Source organism: Streptomyces sp. NPDC032745, assembly GCF_055579465.1.
In genome coordinates this window covers 65539-82142 of the sequence record NZ_JBVING010000002.1, presented here as the reverse complement: position 1 = coordinate 82142, position 16604 = coordinate 65539, and the positions used below count along the sequence as shown (strand labels likewise).

Annotated in this window: 10 protein-coding genes; 6 read left to right on the top strand and 4 right to left on the bottom strand. The window is 73.8% G+C overall.

Annotated elements, in window-relative coordinates; translation table 11 throughout:
- Window positions 1–180 precede the first annotated feature (180 nt).
- From ACZ5WG_RS04745 to ACZ5WG_RS04735, 3 genes are read left to right on the top strand one after another with little or no spacing between them, the layout of a single operon-like run.
- Entirely contained in the window at window positions 181–4281 is a 4101-nt protein-coding gene (locus ACZ5WG_RS04745; RefSeq protein ID WP_468720644.1) for a hypothetical protein, read from the top strand.
- Between the two features lie 6 nt (window positions 4282–4287).
- On the top strand, window positions 4288–5442 hold the full coding sequence (locus tag ACZ5WG_RS04740; RefSeq protein ID WP_468720643.1) for a trypsin-like peptidase domain-containing protein: 1155 nt from the start codon (window positions 4288–4290) through the stop codon (window positions 5440–5442).
- Window position 5443: 1 nt separating this feature from the next.
- A complete protein-coding gene (locus tag ACZ5WG_RS04735; protein ID WP_468720642.1) occupies window positions 5444–6520 on the top strand; it encodes a trypsin-like serine peptidase in 1077 nt (358 codons plus the stop codon).
- A 16-nt stretch (window positions 6521–6536) separates the two neighbouring features.
- Here ACZ5WG_RS04735 and ACZ5WG_RS04730 read toward each other — a convergent pair whose 3' ends face one another.
- Both ACZ5WG_RS04730 and ACZ5WG_RS04725 read right to left on the bottom strand, forming a co-directional pair.
- Window positions 6537–6908: a hypothetical protein gene (locus ACZ5WG_RS04730; RefSeq protein WP_468720640.1), complete on the bottom strand. Its 372-nt coding sequence runs from the start codon at window positions 6906–6908 to the stop codon at window positions 6537–6539.
- Window positions 6909–7223: 315 nt separating this feature from the next.
- Window positions 7224–8144 (bottom strand): MurR/RpiR family transcriptional regulator, encoded by a 921-nt coding sequence (locus ACZ5WG_RS04725; protein WP_383511618.1) that lies wholly within the window; start codon window positions 8142–8144, stop codon window positions 7224–7226.
- Between the two features lie 232 nt (window positions 8145–8376).
- On the opposite strand from ACZ5WG_RS04725, the gene ACZ5WG_RS04720 reads away from it, so the two are divergent.
- Together ACZ5WG_RS04720 and ACZ5WG_RS04715 are read left to right on the top strand one after the other, a co-directional pair.
- Complete coding sequence (locus ACZ5WG_RS04720) at window positions 8377–9210, top strand: PP2C family protein-serine/threonine phosphatase (protein WP_468720638.1); 834 nt, start codon at window positions 8377–8379, stop codon at window positions 9208–9210.
- Window positions 9211–9255: 45 nt separating this feature from the next.
- A complete protein-coding gene (locus ACZ5WG_RS04715) occupies window positions 9256–10209 on the top strand; it encodes an MASE1 domain-containing protein (protein ID WP_468721427.1) in 954 nt (317 codons plus the stop codon).
- A 24-nt stretch (window positions 10210–10233) separates the two neighbouring features.
- Here ACZ5WG_RS04715 and ACZ5WG_RS04710 read toward each other — a convergent pair whose 3' ends face one another.
- The gene (locus ACZ5WG_RS04710; protein WP_468720636.1) at window positions 10234–12531 is read right to left on the bottom strand and encodes an alpha-N-acetylglucosaminidase; all 2298 of its coding nucleotides are present in this window, start codon (window positions 12529–12531) and stop codon (window positions 10234–10236) included.
- 571 nt (window positions 12532–13102) lie between these two features.
- Between ACZ5WG_RS04710 and ACZ5WG_RS04705 the strand changes: the two genes are divergently transcribed.
- The gene (locus tag ACZ5WG_RS04705; protein WP_468720634.1) at window positions 13103–15769 is read left to right on the top strand and encodes a DUF7824 domain-containing protein; all 2667 of its coding nucleotides are present in this window, start codon (window positions 13103–13105) and stop codon (window positions 15767–15769) included.
- Window positions 15770–15840: 71 nt separating this feature from the next.
- Here ACZ5WG_RS04705 and ACZ5WG_RS04700 read toward each other — a convergent pair whose 3' ends face one another.
- The gene (locus tag ACZ5WG_RS04700; protein ID WP_468720632.1) at window positions 15841–16482 is read right to left on the bottom strand and encodes a MerR family transcriptional regulator; all 642 of its coding nucleotides are present in this window, start codon (window positions 16480–16482) and stop codon (window positions 15841–15843) included.
- Window positions 16483–16604 lie beyond the last annotated feature (122 nt).

Below are 16604 nucleotides of genomic sequence, written 5' to 3'. Positions count from 1 at the left end.
GCAGTGACGCCCGATCGGGCGCGGCGGCCGGAGCAACGCCCGCGATGCCCGTGGCCCCGCGCGGTCGGCCGGCGGTCACCCGGCGACCGGCCGTGTTGCCACCGAACAGACCGAGTGAAACCATGACAAGTAGCAATCAATCCGTCTGCTGCCCGTCAAGGGCGGCCGGGTAGGTGCGGTATGCCGCTCACCGAAACGGAATGGGGCCTCGTCACCACATGGGTGTCCGACTACCTTCTCGACACTCCGGACCCGCATGACAGGCTCGCCCAGAACGGGTTTCCCCCGGAATTCATCGCCGGCCTCGCGCTGACCAACAAGGCCGGGCAGAACGCCGTCACGCTGGTCCGCGCCTCGCGCAAGGACATCCCGGTGCAGCTCCGCCTGCTCGAGGTCCTGGTCAGCCTCGACCAGCTGAGCTCCCTGCCGGACGGCAAAGAGGCCGAAAGGTTCCGGGCCAGGCTGCTCGAGGACGCGAACGTGCACTCCGAAGCCCCGGACCACTTCCTCGCCGGCGTGCTCAAGAACGGCACCGAGGTGTTCATCGACCGCGCCGACCTGCGGGCGCGCCTGCGGGAATTCCTCGCCGACCCCGAGAAGACCGTGCTGGTGGTCGACGGCGAAGCAGACAGCGGGCGCTCGTACACCTACAACCTGATCCGGCACCTCGGCCAGCACCGCGGATTCCGCCCGGTGCGGGTGACGCTGTCGCGCACCTCGACCGCCGCCCAGCTGGTCCGGCGGCTGGCCGAGTTCGTCGGGGACCGGGACCCTGACATCTCACCGTTGAACACGACACAGTTGAACGATCCACTGCCGTGGGTCGACGAGGCCGTCCACCGGATCGTCAGCCGCGCCACGGCCGCGGACGAGCGGTTCTGGCTCGTCCTCGACGAGTGCGACAAGCTCGACGCCAACTCCGACGTCTGGGACTGCATCGGCCAGCTGGCCCTGGCCATCTACGAGTACACCCCGGTGCAGGAGGAGACCGTGCCCCGGCTCGTGCTGCTGGGCTACGGGTCGGCGATGCGCCAGCTGCCCTACGACGTCCGCAAGAACGAGTGCCGGGACACGGCGCGGATCGCCGGTCCCGAGGATCTGCAGATCTTCTTCCGAACCTTCTTCGCCCAGACGCCCGAGCCGGGGGACACGGCCGGGCCGCCGGACACGGCCGGGATCGAAGCACTGACCGACGTGGCCGTCGCGACGATTCTCGACGCGGCGCAGCGTCCGGGGGACGACAGCTACATGCGGAAGATCTGCACGGCGTCCGAACGGACGGTACGCCTCTACCTCTCGCTGCGGTCCGGCGAGGACTTCGCCGCCCGGTTGCACGGGGAACTGCTCGCCCCGGAGGGCGAGCCCCAGCCCACCGTCCCGGACCGCCGCAGGGCGTACCGGGAGGCCGCAAGCCTGCTCACCGAGTTCGATCCCGCGCAGCTGCGGCTGCCGGGCGAGGGGGAGAGCAGCGGCCGGGCGGCGCTGGAACTCGTCCACGACTGCACGTGCCTGCGCACGCAGCCCCGGACCAGCTGGGTCCTCAAGCAGGAGGTCCGCGAGACGGCACTGCGCGGCCTGGCCGGACCGGAGGCCGCGCGCCTCGGCCTGGAGGCCAACCTCGGCCAGGTCCCCGAGGGCCCCGGACCGGAGCGGTTCGCGCTCGGCTACCTCTCCGGTGCGCCCCCGGCCCTGGGGGAGCAGGATGTCGAGGGGCTCGCCGACATCCTCCAGGCGGTGCTGTGGCTCGGGCAGATCCCGCACGCGACCGGGATACCGGACCCCGAGCACGTCCAGCAGCTGCTGGAGCGCGCCAGACTGCGCGAGCCGCTCGAACGCCTGGTCAGGGACAGGTTCTGCGGGCGCGCCGCCGAGCTGGACGAGCTGCGGGCGTACGTCGGGCTGTACCCGGCCCCCGAGCCCGCGGCCCCGCCGCCCGACGGGGCCGGTTCCGTCCACGAACCCGTCAGGGAACTCGTCAAGGACCCCCCCTTGCTCATCCACGGGCTGGGCGGCATGGGGAAGAGCACCCTGCTCGCCAGGTTCCTCCTCGACCTCCCCTTCGACTTCCCCTTCGCCTACGTCGACTTCGAGCGGTCCACGCTCTCGATCCACGAGCCGGTCACGCTGGTGGCCGACATCGCCCGGCAGCTCGGCATCCAGTACCCCGAGCACCGCACCGCGTTCGACGCACTGGCCGGCGAGTGCGAGGAGACCGCCCGCACCCAGCGGGAGGAGCAGAACACCGTCGACGAGCTGTACCAGCTCTCCACCACCCGCTCGGGAGCCGGGCGCGGAGCCGCCGAACAGTTCCACAGCCGGGCGCGCGCCCGCGAGACGGACCTCGTCCGCCGGGTCGGCGCATGCCTCGTCCAGGCGGTGGCGGGTGCGGGCGGCGGCGCGGAGGGCGGCCCGCCGCTGGTGATCGTGATCGACTCGTTCGAGGAGGCCCAGTACCGCGCGAACCCCGTACTCGGCCGCATGTGGGCCATCTGGTCGGTCCTCCACGAGGGGTATCCGCGGCTGCGGTTCATCGTCGCCGGACGGGCCGGCGTCCACCACCCGGCGCAGGCCGTGGAACCGAAGACGATCGCGCTCGGCGACCTCGAACCGGACGCCGCCGTGGACCTCCTCATGTCCAGCGGGATCGACGGCGAGGGCGTGGCCCGGGCCCTGGCCGAGCGGGTCGGCGGCCACCCGCTCAGCCTGAAGCTGGCCGCGCAGGCGGCCGTGCTCGCCGGCCAGGAGGCCGGTTCGCTCGGCGAGCTGGTCGAGAGCCTGCCCGCCCGGCGCCGGTACTTCTACCGCAAGGTCGACCAGATGCTCGTCCAGGGGATCCTGTACGACCGCATCCTCAACCACATCGCCGACGTGCAGGCACGCGGCCTCGCCCAGGCCGGCCTGGCGCTGCGCACCATCACCCCCGAGCTCATCGGGGAGGTCCTCGCCCCGGCGTGCGGACTGGACGTGGACTCCCCGGAGCAGGCGCGCCGCCTCTTCGGACGGCTGGCCCGGCTCGACCTGATGGAGCCGGCCGGCCCCACTGCCCTGCGGCACCGCTCCGACCTGCGGGCCATCATGCTGCGCCTGTCGGACACCGCACGCACCGACATGATGCGTACGGTCGGGCAGCGCGCGGTGGAGTACTACGCGGCCCGCGAGGGGATCGAGGCCCGCGCCGAGGAGATCTACCACCGGCTGCGCCTGAACGAGAACCCCCGCTCCGTGGAGCAGCGCTGGGAGCCCGGCGTCGAGCGCTACCTCGAACACTCGGACCAGGACATGACGTCCCGGTCGGCCGCCTTCCTGACCGGCCGCCTCGGCGGACACATCCCCGAGGAGACACTGCACGACGCCGACCAGGAGGACTGGGAGCGCAACGCCGCACGCGAGATCGAGGACATGCTGGCGCAGGGCTACACCGACGAGGCCGCCGCCCGGCTCGCCGAACGCCGCCCCTGGACACCGGGCAGCCCCCTCGACCCGTTGCTCGTCGAGACCCTGGCCCGCAGCGGACGCCGTACGGAGGCCAGGAACACGGCGCAGGAGGCCGTCGACCGCGCGGAGGAGGCGGGCGACGTCGATGCGCAGCTGGATCTGCTGCTGCTCTCCGCACGCCTCGCGGAGGAGGACGGCGACGCGGCGGAGGCCGAACGCGACCTCGTCGAGGCGGAGGACATCGCGACCGGCCTCGGCCGTGACTTCGACGCCATGGTAGCCACGCTGGCCCGGGCCCGGCTGGCCGCCTCGCGCGAAGGCGACTCGGACGTCGACCGTCGCCTGGCCCGGCAGCTGCGGCAGCTGCCCGACGAGGCGCTGGCCGAGCAGCCGGTCCTGGTCCGGGCCGTCGCGGCCGAGGTGTCCCGGCACGATCCGGCCGCGCTCGGCCACACCCTGGACGTCGTGGGACTGCCGGACACCGACGACGGGGCCCTGGACGCGCTCGCGGACACGATCGTGCGGGTGCTGGCGGACCAGCCCGAGCTGGGGTTCGCCCTCGCGAAGATCCTCCAGAACGCCGTCGGCCCCGTACCGGCCCGGCCCGTGCAACAGCAGCTGCCCCCGCCCCCGCCGCCGCCCTCCATGGCCGAAATGCTCCGCGAGGCCCGAGACCGGGGCACCCTGGACGCGCTCGCCCAGCGGCTCCTCGTGCTCCACGACCACAGCGGCGCACTCGTCTCCGGCGTGGCGGCCGCCATGCGTGCGGGTACCCCCGGCCCTGCGCCGTCGGCGCCGGCCCGCACAGCCGAAACAGCCGAAAGGAACGGCCCGCGAGCGGCCTGAACCCGTATGAGCGACGCGTATCTCCCCTCCGAGGAAATCGTCCGGCTGGTCGACGCCTCGCTGGAGGCCGGGCTCGCCGATCCGTCGGTACGGCGGCTGCTCCTCGACGGCATCATGCCCAAGTACCGGGGCACGCTGCCGCTGATCGCAGCCCCCGGCATGCAGGTGCACTCGGACCTGAACGAGATGAACCGCGTGGAGCGGCTGGTCGACGGCTCGGTCCCGCTGGAGATCTGGCTGCGCAACGCCGTCGCCCAGACCGTGGAGGCCGGTCCGCTCGCCGTCTTCCAGAAGGCCCTGGACGAAGTGGCGCGCGACGCCGCCGGTGAACCCGACGTGCCGGCCGGGCTTCCCGCCGGGGAGACCAAGGAAGAGATCATCCACCGGGACGACACGGTGCCCTTCGAATTCCTGCGCGGCGGCGAGGAGGCGGGCAGGGCCGTCGCCCGGATCAAGGTCCTGCCGTACCAGGCCGGTGCCCCGCTCCAGCCGAACGGCTTCCCGCACTCGGGGACGGGCTGGCTCATCGCCCCGGACCTGCTCGTCACCAATCACCACGTGGTGAACGCCCGGACCCGCAGTGCCACCGACCGCGCCGTCGTGGATCCCGCGGACCTGCAGCTGCAGGCGCAGAACTCCCGTTCGCGCTTCGACTACGGCGCGGACGACACGGAGACCGAGGAGGTGGCCGCCAGCGGCCTGGTCGCCTGGGACGAGGCCCTCGACTACGCGGTCCTGCGGCTCACCGGCCAGCCGCCGCGGGCCGCTCTGCGGGTGGCCACCGAGCCGTTGACGGTCGCGGGGGAGCCGGTGGCGGTCAACATCATCCAGCACCCGGGCGGCCAGCCCAAGCGGGTCGCGCTGCGCAACAACCTCGTCTACGAGGCGAACGAAAACGACGTGCGCTACTTCACCGACACCCGGGGCGGCTCCTCCGGATCACCCGTCTTCACCGACGACTGGCAGGTGGTCGCACTCCACCGCGGGACGCGGCGCGTCGAGGACGTCAACTTCCAGGGCAAGACCACCGCGTTCGTCAACGTCGGCACCCAGATGAGCAGCGTCATGCGCCACCTGCGGGAGCACAGCCCAGAGGTCCACGACGAGATCACGGCGGCGCAGTCGGCGCCGGCGCAGCAGGGCCGGCCGGAGGAGGCATGAGATGGGCGGCAGCGGAAGCTCACCGGTGGCGACCCGCCCCGAGCAGGTCTTCCGGGACCTGCGCGAGGTCGCCGAACGAGTGCGCCGGGGACTGAAGGCGGACGAGGCCGCGGAGATCCTCGAGTCCTCGGAGAGCCTCCCGGCGGACCGGGCCCCGGCCGGGCAGATCGGCGAGTTCGCCCGCCGCGAGCGGGCGAGGGTGCTGAACGCGGGCGTCAGCGGGCTGGAGAAGCTCGCCGCCGGGCGGGCCGACGAGGTCGACGACGACGAGTACTTCGGCGTCGAGGCCATCGTCCTCCTCGAAGGCCGGCCGGCCCTGCTGATCCAGGGCCAGGACTTCCCCTCCCCGCAGGGCGACTGGGTGGTGCTCGAGGGCCAGCGGGCCGCCATCCGGGAGTCCATCGCCCGCGTGGGCCGGGTGGAGGTCACGGGACACGCCAGTCTGGACTGGCTCGGCACCGCGTTCCTCGTCGGCCCCGACGTCGTGATGACGAACCGCCATGTGGCCGTCGAGTTCGCCACGGGCGACGGAGCGGGCTGGACGTTCCGGCCGGGCATGAGCGCGCGGCTGGACCTGGCCGAGGAGCTGGCCGCCGTTCCCGGCGACGGCTCGCTGGAGTTCGCGGTCACCGAGGTCGTGGGCATCCACCCCGACGTCGACATGGCGCTGCTCCGCATCGACAGCACCCGTGGCGGCCGGGCTCCGGCGACCCCGGTGGCGGTGGCGGCCGATCCGCCCGCCGACGTGCCCGGCCGGCCGGTGTACGTGATCGGGTACCCGGCGGAGGACGGCCGCCGCAACGAACCGGAGGCCATGCGCCGCATCTTCATGGACGTCTACAACGTGAAGCGCCTCCAGCCCGGTACGACGACGGGGCTGGTTCCCGGCGAGCTCACGGTGAAGCACGACTGCTCCACGCTGGGCGGCAACAGCGGCTCGCCGGTCTTCGACCTGGTCGACCACCGCGTCCTCGGCCTTCACTACGGAGGCCGCTACGGCTTCGGGAACTACGCGGTCCCGCTGTGGGAGCTGGTGGACGACCCCCTGCTGAACCGTGCGCAGGTCAACTGGGTGTGACGCGGCGACCGGCGCGTCAGCTCGAAGGGACGCGCAGCGCGTCGCCGACCAGGCGCACCGCGCGGGAGAGCCGGCCCAGCTGCTGGAGTTCGACGGCGTACATCCGGATCGAGTTCTCGATGACGGACTCGGCCACGCCCATCGAAGGCAGTTCGGCGCGGCTGGTCTCCAGGGCGACCCGGACCGCGCGCATCTCGTGCTGGAGCTGGAGCTGGGCGTGCCGGGTGAGGAGGACGGGGCTGCGGGTCAGCGTCGAGTAGCTGCCGTAGCGGGCCGGGAGCAGGTCCCGCAGCCAGCGCATGGCCGTGCGTTCCCAGTCGTGGGTACCGGGGGCCTTGACCTGACAAGGCCAGTCCGGGCTGAGCGTGGTAGAGGCCGTCTGGCGCATTCTCGTCGCTTCCGAATGGTGTCGAACTCTGATCGAGAGGTTGGTGGGCGGCCTCGGCCCAGGGGTTGACCGAGGCCGCCACAAGCGCTCTGGTGGATCCCAGTGCCGGGAACCGGCACCGAGGCGGAACGTGAGGAGGAGCGTCCCGCGCGGGTGCCCGTTCTGGGAGGGCGTGGGGTCGCTCTCCTTGGCGTCTGGTGGATCCGGCGCGCTGCTCAGTAAACATATATACCGTCGAGTAAACAAGAGAATGAAAAATTACATACCTGCGGATGGCGTAAAAGTGGACTGCCTCGTACCGGTTGAAAATCGGTCTTACAGGAAGAATCCGTGCTGGTCGGCGACCTGCTCGTACCCTTCGAGCCGCGCCTGCGTCCGCTCGGGATCCGCGTCGGCCATCGCCTGCAGCAGGGCCGCGGACAGCATCCCCGGCGCCGCGTACGAGTCGAACACCAGCCGCGCCCCGGTTCCGGCGGTCAGCGCCACGTCCGCCTCGTCCACCAGCGGACCCAGCGTGGTGTCGGTGATCAGAGCGATCTTCAGCCCGGCGCTGCGGGCAGCCCGGAGCGCCGCGAGGGTCTCCTTGGCATGCCGGGGCATGGCGAAGGCCAGCGCCCAGGTCCCGCCGGCCTCGCGGGACTGGAGCAGGGCGTCGTAGGCGACACTGCCTCCACGTGTCACCAGCCGGACATCGGGGTGGATGCGCCGTGCCGCGTAGGCGAAGTACTCCGCGAGCGAGACCGAGATCCGCAGGCCCAGGACCGTGAGCGGCACCGAGCGGGCCAGCTCACGGCCGATGTCCAGCACCTGGTCGGTGTCGGCGAGCAGCCGCCGTACGTTCTCCAGGTTCAGGATCTCGGCGTCCACGGCCGCCTGCAGCTCGTTGCGGCGGAACTGCTCGCGGGTCTCCGGGGAACCCGCGACCGCGCTCAGCGCCATCGGCTGCAGGGCGTCGCGCAGGGCCGGGTAGCCGCTGAACCCGAGGGAGGTGGCGAAACGTGTCACCGACGGCTGGCTGACGCCCACCCGCTCCGCGAGCTCGGTGATCGACAGGAACGCGGCCTCGGTGAGGTGGTCGATCAGGTACTGGGCGATCCGCCGCTGCCCGGGGGACAGCCGATGGCCGTCGAAGAGGGCGCGCACCCGGTCGCCGGGGGCGCGCTCATGGACCGGCGGCGCCTGCCCACTCGGCGTGATCGCAGCCGCCTGTGCGCGTGCCTGCTGCCCCGATGACACCGATGGGCCTCCCTCTCATGTCACTCGTCTTCAAACATAGCTCACGCCCTGTGGTCGGCCGACCTGCAGCCGCCGGGCCCGGTCCCGGGGTGTGCGGGCCGCATCTGTCGCGGCCTCCGGAGGCCGGAAATATGATGTGCTCGGGTCTGCGGCGCAGCGTGCGCACCGCGCGCGGCGGGAGCCGAGAGCCGAGAGCAGGGACGGGACGTATGGATGCACCCGGGAGCGGTCCATGACCCCGCGCCGTCCCCCGAAGTCGGTGAGCGCCGACGACCTGCTGACCACGCTGGGCCGGCTCACCGCCAGGGCGCGCGCCGGGGCGGAGATGCAGCAGGCCCGGGTGGAGCTCGCCGAGGCCCTGCAGCGGGAGATGCTGCCGGCCGCGCTGCCCGCCCTGCCCGGGCTGCGCAGCGCTGCCCGCTACGTGCCCGCCCGGCACGGCCTGGACATCGGCGGCGACTGGTACGACGGCTTCCCGCTGCCCGAAGGCGCCCTCGCCTTCTCCATCGGCGACGTCCAGGGCCACGATGTCGAGGCCGCCGCCTTCATGGGGCAGGTCCGCGTCGGCCTGCGCGCGGTGTCCGCCGTCGTCGAGGACCCGGGGGAGGTGCTGAGCCGGGCCAACGACGTACTGCTGGCCCTGGACTGCGAACTCTTCGCGACCTGCACCCTGCTCCGCTTCGACCCCGGGACCTGGGAGCTCGAGAGCGCCCGGGCCGGCCACGTGCCCTCCGTCTGGGCCACGGTCGACGGCCGGTACGGCATCACCGACGACGAGGGCGGCCTGCCGCTGGGGGTGGAGCCGGGGGCGGGATACGCGGTGACCCGGCGCCGGCTGGACCAGGCGGGCTCCATCGTCCTGCTCACCGACGGCGTCGTCGAAGGGCCGTCGTTCCCGATCGACGTCGGGCTGGACCGCGTGGTCCGGGTGGTCCGGGAGGCGGCGGGCGCCGATCCCGACGAGATCGCCGCCGAGATCATGAAGGTGGCCGACTCCACCGGCCATGCGGACGACGCGGCGGTGCTCGTCCTCAGCCACGACGCGGCAGGACCCCCGCGCCGGTAGCGCGTGTCACGCTCCGCCCGGAGGCGGCGGCTGTTGTCTGATGCTGTGGTGCGCACCGAGGAATGGCGACGGATCGCGGGAACTCTTCTCGGGATCCTCGCCGTCACCGCCGCCTACTACGCCTCAGCACGGATCGGCCTGCTGCTGCGCGTGGTCCTGGAGGGCGCGGTGGTCACGGCCCTTTGGCCGCCCACGGGCATCGCGGTCGCCGCCCTGCTGTGGTTCGGCCCGCGGATCTGGCCGGGGATCGCCCTGGGAACGTACCTCTCCATCGAACACCTCAGCAGCTTCCAGCCCGCCGACGTCGGGATCGTCCTGGGCAACACCCTCGCACCGCTGTGCGCGTACCTGCTGCTGCGCCGGGTGGGCTTCCGCACCGAGATCGACCGGCTGCGGGACGGCCTGGCCCTGGTCTTCCTGGGCGGGCTCGTGCCGATGCTGATCAGCGCGTCCCTCGGCGCCGGGGTACTGGTGGCCACCGGCAACCTGGCGCCGAGCGGATTCTGGCCGGTGTGGTCGGCTTGGTGGGCCGGCGATGCGATGGGGGTGCTCGTGGTGACCCCGGTGCTGCTCGTCCTGCCCGCGGTCCGGATGCCGGATGATGCGTACCGCGTCGCCGAGGCGGTGGCGCTCACCGTTGCCATCGGGCTCGGCGCCTTCATGGCCTCCCACAGCTCCCTGTCGCTGCTCTTCCTCGTCTTCCCGCTGCTGATCTGGGCGGCCGTGCGCTTCCAGCTGGCCGGCAGCGCGCCGTGCGTCCTGGTCATGTCCGTCGTGGTGATCTGGGCGGCGACCGATCGCGCCGGACCCTTCGCCGACCACACCCTCTTCGAGATCATGGTCAACCTCCAGGCGCTCAACGGCTCGGCGGCCCTGACCGCGCTCCTGCTGTCCGCGATGGTCACCGAACAGAACAACATCCGCCTGAAGATCGAGCAGGTGTGCGACGACCTGGCCGAGGTCGTCGACCGGCTCGCCCCCCGCAGGCCGGGCGACTGAGCGGTGTCCGGCTGACCGGAGGCCTCAGGTCCGTGCGTCCGCGGGTGGCAGCGCGTCCGCGACGGCGCGTGCGAGTGCGTACGGATCCCCGCTCGGCTCCGTCGGAGGGGAGCTCGTACCGCGCGCCCAGGCCTCCTCGACGGCGTACCAGTCGACCGCCTCCGGCGCCTCACCCGAGACCAGGGCCCGGTCCAGCGAGGCGAAGTACCGGGCCCAGCGCGGCGCGTAGAACTCCTCCAGCAGCCCCGCCCATTCGCGGTTCGCGTAGTCGTGCAGCGAGAACGGCGGCTCGCTGGTGGTACGCGTGCCCCACGTGGTCACCAGGGAGCGGACGTCGTACGCGTAGCGGTCGCGCTCCGCGTCGTTCACCCCCCAGGACCGGGCGTCGGCAGTCCACCGGCCGAACAGGAAGTTCCGGTCGGATCCGGTGACGGCCGCCAGCAGCCGCTCGTCGCGCTGCCACTCCTCCACCAGGAGGCGGAACCGGCCCAGGTCCCCCGTCCGGTAGGCGGCCCTGATCTGCGGCAGCAGCACCCGCGCATGGTTGGCGAGGGCCTGACGCGCGGTGTCCACCAGGTCGTAGCGGTACGCACTCGAACGGCGCAGCCGGGGCGCGACCTTGAGCAGCGCGTCCAGCGCGCTGCGCACCGACGCAGCCGGATAGCGCATCCCCCCGGGCGACCAGGTGCTCGCCTTGTTCGCCGTCAGGCTCGGGCGGGCCGTGAACAGGCCGTCCTGGGGCTGCGCGGAGTCCGTCCCGGTGCTGTAGGGACCGCGCCGCAGCGCTTCCCACGCGGCCTCCGCGTACGCGTCCGCGCCGCCGTAACGGCTGCGCGCGTACGCGGCGAACCACGCCTGCTGGTCGATCGGCCCGGGCTCCCAGGCGAGATCGGTGAACAGCTCGAACGCCGCCGGGTCGCTCCCGGCCGCCTCCGGCATGTACGCGATGCCGGTCAGCGCACTGTCCGGCTTGGCCCGCCACGAGCCGAACCGCTCGATCCAGACAGAGGTGTTGGCGCCGACCGTCGTGTGCCCGCCGAAGTTGTGGATCGTGCCCAGCGCGTACGGGGTGTGCGCCCAGGACGTCTCGCGGTCCGGCTCCTCGTAGCGCTCGGACATCCCGTCCACGATCAGCATCCGGGAGGTGTCCACTCCGGCGAGCAGTTCCCTCGTTGGATCCTCCTGCCAGCCCAGCACGGCCCAGACGGCTCCCGGACGGGCCGTGTCGAGGGCCTTCTGCACGGCGCCCGCGGCCGCCTTCACGTCGACCGACGCCACCCTCCCGCCCTCGTGCAGCGGGCTCATCCGGTACATCGCGCTGTCGCCGAACCGGGCGCGCTGCGCCGCGTAGTAGTCGGCCGCGAGGGCGGCGAACACGGGCCCGGCGGGATCCAGCCAGTCGGGCCGGGTGAACCCTTCCCAGGTGCCCTGGGGACGTACCCGGGCGCCGGGGTTGCGGCCGGCGAAGCCGGGCGGCACCGTGCCGAAGAAGCCGGGCAGGACCGGGGTCATGCCGAGGGCGCGCAGTTCGTCGGCGACCCGCCCGCCGAGCGCCGCCCGCTCCTCGATCAGCTGCTCGTCGACCGGACCCCCGAACCCGCTCAGATTCTGCAGCAGCCACCAGCTCTGGTGCGCGGGGCCCGGGATCCATGCGCGCAGTTCCGCCGCGGTGTACCCGTACCGCTGGAGGGCTGCGTAGTACGGGTATTCCGCGCCGACCTGGACCAGCACCTCGTTGATGCCGTGCAGGGCGAGCAGGTCGATCTGCCGCCGGCGCTCCTCCCACGTGCGGTACGCGCCCGCGTATCCGTCGTCGGTGTCGTTGAGGGCGTACCGGTGGCGCACCAGGGCGCTGCGGGTGACCGGTTGCGGGAGACCGGGCAGGACGTCCGGGAGGGCGCCCAGGCTGTCGCCCGGCCAGCCGATGTCCACGTGTGCGACGCGCCGCAGGTACCAGCCGACCCCGGTCAGCACGGTGGCCGGCGTACTGCCCCGGACGACGACGGCCCCGGCTCGGCCGGACACCGTGAAGCTGTCCTGGCCGTCGGCGCTGCGGGGACCGGGCAGGAGGGTGAACTGGCCGGCGTGCCGGGGCAGCAGCCGCCGCAGCGCGGCCCGGGCGGCGGGGACACCGGCGTGTACCGGGCCGGAGACCGGGGCGGGCGGCGTGGGCGGGGCGGATGCGGCCGCCGGGGCGGGTTCCACCGACGGGGTGACGGGCAGCGCGGCGGCCCCGCCCGGGGCGGCCGCGAGGACCAGCACCACGAGGAGGGCCGGGAGCCCGGGGCGGCGTGACGGCCGGAGCCGGTCGGATCGTGGCATCGGAGGTCCTCCCGATTCGGTGGCCCCGCAGGGCGGCAGCCCCATAACGTCACCGGGGGCGACGAGGTGACGGGCCGTCGCCGGCGCGACCGGGCGGCCCCTCGGAGGGATACCGCCGGGGGAGTGAGCCGGCCGGGAAGCGGGCGACGGATGACGGGCTGATCGGCCTCGGGGAAGTGGGGCCGCTGAGCCACCGCCGGGCGCATCCCGTGCAGCTGCCTTACGATTTACCGGCGCGCCGACCGCCACCACCCCGGCTGCTCGGCGTCCGCGCCCTGCTCGCCGGGGGCGCGCGGCCGCCGCGGACCCGGACGCCACCGCCGCCGTGGTCCCCGGGCGAACACCGCCGCCGGGACCGGGAATCGGCCAGCCGGGGGCCTGGGCCGGCACCTGCCGCGAGCGGGCCGGATTACCGTGGCCGCCGAGTCCCGTGCACGCCCACCGGCACGCACTCATCAGCACCCACGCAAGCACGCCCGCATGCACCGCCGTCCGCACGGCGCAGCGCAGCCCACGGCACGGCGCAGCGCGAGGCCGTCACCACCCCAGGACCCGTCACCGGAGGAGCCCGATGAACCCGATACTCGAGGCGGTCCGCGAAGGCCGCACCGACCTGATCCCCCGCCTGCTCAAGCCGCTCGCGCCGCCCGAGCGCCGGGAGCTGCTCGCCCGACTCGCCGATCTGCGCCGCGAGATACGCGGCTGGGACTGGAACCACTGGCAGGAGCGCGACGGCATCCGCTCCGGCCTGCTCGTCGCGGGCGCCGGCTGCCACACCGGCGCTGCCGCCGCGGCCTCCTGGATCGGCGCGCCCGATCTTCGCGACGGGCAGCAGTTACCCACCGGCCTGCTGCTCGACCTGTTCAGCGACCGCGACCCCGGCTGGCTCGGCGACCTCGCCCACCGCCTCGCCGACCGCCCCGCGACCGCCGAGGCGGACTATCCGCTGATCCGGGAGCTGGTCCGGGTCGCCGGCTGCCCCGTCCCCACCACCGACGCGTTCGTGCACGGCTGGGTCCGGTCCATCTTCACGATGGACCGTGCCCGCTCCACGCACAGCCCGCTGTCGATCGTCCTGCGTCAGGATCCGTACGCACGCGAGCTGGTGCCCCAGCTCTTCGTCACGGCCGAATCCCCCGAGGCACTCCACTGGTGCAGCGATCCGACGGCCCCGAACCACTGGCCGTCCGAGCTGGCCGCGCTGGCGCAGGAGGGGATCGTCGAGCGTCGGGTCCTGGTCGACGGCTGCGTCGCCCGCCTGCTGCGCGGCGGCCGGCAGAACCAGCTGAAGTTCTTCCTCGCCATGCTGGAACGCCTCGAACTCACCCCGGCCGAGGAGCGGGAGCGCACGGCCGACTGGATCGCGCTGGCCGCCGACGGGCCGTCGCCGCTCGCCGGGCACGCCCAGCAGGTGCTCGCCCGGCTGTCCGGGGCGGGCGAGCTGCCGGCGCAGCAGCTCGCGCAGATGTCGTGTGGCGTGCTCCGCCGGCCGGAGAAGAAGCTCGTGCGCGCCCAACTGGTTCTCCTGGGGCAGGCCTTACGGCGCGAGCCGGCCGCCCGGCACGCAGTGCTGCCCACCGTCGCCGGCGTCTTCGGGCACGAGGACACCGCTCTGCAGGAACGCGCCCTCGGGCTGCTCGTCCGGCACCTGCGGCCCGGCGACCGGGAGCTGCGCCGGGAACTCGCCCTCCACGCCGACGCGTTGAGCCCCGTCCACCGGCGCGCCGCCGCGGAACTGCTCGGGTCCGCGGGCGGCCGCTGCGCGGAGCCGGCGTACGAGGAGGTCCTGCCCCCGGCGCCGGTACGCCGCCGCCTCGCCGCCGGACCCCCGACGCTCGCCGGGACCGCCGACCTGGTGGCGGCCTCCGTCACCTGCGGGGAGCAGGGCGCCGCCGCGTTCGAGTCCGCCCTCGACGGCCTCGTCCGGCACGCCCACCACGACCGCGCCGCCCTGGCCGAAGCCCTGCGCCCGGTCCTCGGCGGCCGCTGGTGGCATCCCGGAGGCGGTCGGCCGGTGGATCCGGAGCGGCTGTCCGGGCTGGAGCCGATGGCGGCCGCGGTGCTCGGCCGGGTCCGCGCGTACGACCTGCGACCGGAGCGGGGCCCGCGCGGCGACGGCTGCCGGCCGGACTGCGTCCACGCCGCGCTGAGCGCCGTGACGGCCTCCCGGGTGGCGGAGGCCGCGTACCGCGCCCTCACCGACCCGCTGCCCTTCCTGCTCGCCACCCCGACCTGGGAGACGGGCTCCCTGGAGCCCGAAGAGCTCGTCGTACGGCTCGCCGCGTACCGGCGGACCGGCGCGGAGCCCGCCCCTGCCGACTTCGCCCAGGCGCTGCTGCGCGTACGGCGCGACCCCGGGGCCGCGCCTGCGGCAGCCGCGCTCGGCACCCCCGAGGGCGAGCGGCTGGCGGCCTGGCTCACGGGTGCGGGCGAACCGCCCGCGGTGCTGCGCCGCGTGACGGTCCCGGCGGCGGCACCGGACCTGCGGGCCGGCCACCTCTGGTGGGACCGGCCCCCGGCGGCGGCCCGGCAGATCGTGCTCGAGCCCCGGGAACGGTGCGTCGTCCGGCAGGAGTTCCCGGCGGTGTTCCGCAGGCTGGACCTGGCACTGGCCGAGCCGGGCCGCAGCTGCTCCCGCGCGTGCGAGGGCGGCCTCGTCCAGCAGGCCGTCCTGCCCGAGGACCGCGAGACGCAGGCCGCCTGGCTGCTGCCCGAGGTGACCGCCGGCGCCACGGCGCGGGAGCGCGGCGCGGGAGCGCCGCTGCCGCGGCTGGCGGAGCTGGGCGGACCGGCGGGCCCCGCGCTGCACCTCGCGGTGGCGACCGGTCTCGGCGCGGGCCATGCCGAGGACCGCCGCGCGGCCGTGGACGCACTGCTGCTCCTCGCGGCCCGCGGTGAGCTGGATGCCCCGAGGGTCGGGCGGGATCTGGCCGAACTGCTCGGTCTGGGCACGGTGAAGCCCAGCCGGCTGGCCGAGGCGGCGCGTGCGGCCGCCGTAACCGGTGCGTACGCCACGACCTGGGCGGTGCTCGCGGAGGCGCTGCCGCCGCTGCTGGCGGGGGGTGCCGCCGCGCGGGGCACGGGCGAGCTCCTGGCGGTGGCCGCGGACTGTGTGGAGCGCTGCGGTGCGCGCGGTCCCGCCCCGGCGGGGCTGGCCGAGGCCGCCGCGCGGACCGGCTCCTCGCAACTCGTCACGCAGGCCCGGCGGTTGAGGGCGGCTCTGGCGGCGGCTTCGTAGCGGGCCGGCCGGGAGGGGCCGGGGCGGGACGGGCCCGGTGCACAGGCTGTGAGCCGTGAGCCCGCCCCGGCTCACAGGCCGTACCGCCGGAACGACTCCTCCTCCTGGGCCAGCCGGTGCAGCGCCTTCATCACCGGCTGGAACAGCACGGTCGCCGCCACGGCGGTCTCGACCTTCTCGGCCTCGGAGGGATGCGTCTCCACGAAATCCAGGTCGCGGACCGCCGCCTGGTGCATCAACTCGGCGTAAGGGGCCATCAGTTCGGCCCGCCAGGGATAGCCGAGCCGGATGAGCGAGGCAACCGCCACCACCAGCGACCGGTGGACGGGCGAGAGGGCGCCGAGCTCCCGGGCGGTCGTCCAGCCCAGCATGTCGAGCAGCCGGCCCACCTCCCGGCGCGCGGCCGCCACCGCCTCGTCCCCCTCATCCGGTTCGGGCCCGTGCGGCAGCGCCCACAGGGCGGCGCCGAGGCGGATCGTCCGGCCGAGGGAGTCGTCGTCGATGTGGCGGAGCACCTCCCGGGCCGTCGCCACCGGGATCCTGCCGACCTGGAGCAGCGCGCGGATCAGCCGCAGCCGGCGCAGGTGGCCCTCGTCGTACGCGGCCGTCGTCGCGCTGATCCTCCGTCCGGGCGGCAACAGCCCTTCCCGCAGGTAGTACTTGATGGTCGAGGTGGAGACGCCGCTCCGCTCGCTCAGCTCTGCCAGCCGCATCTCGTGTGCCCTTCCTCGGCGAGTGCCGCGATCCCGTTCTCGGACAGCGTCGCCATCCAACCAGCCCTCTGGCGGAAGCGTGTTCGCCAAGCCGGAACCGGGCCACGCCACCGCAGCCGTCG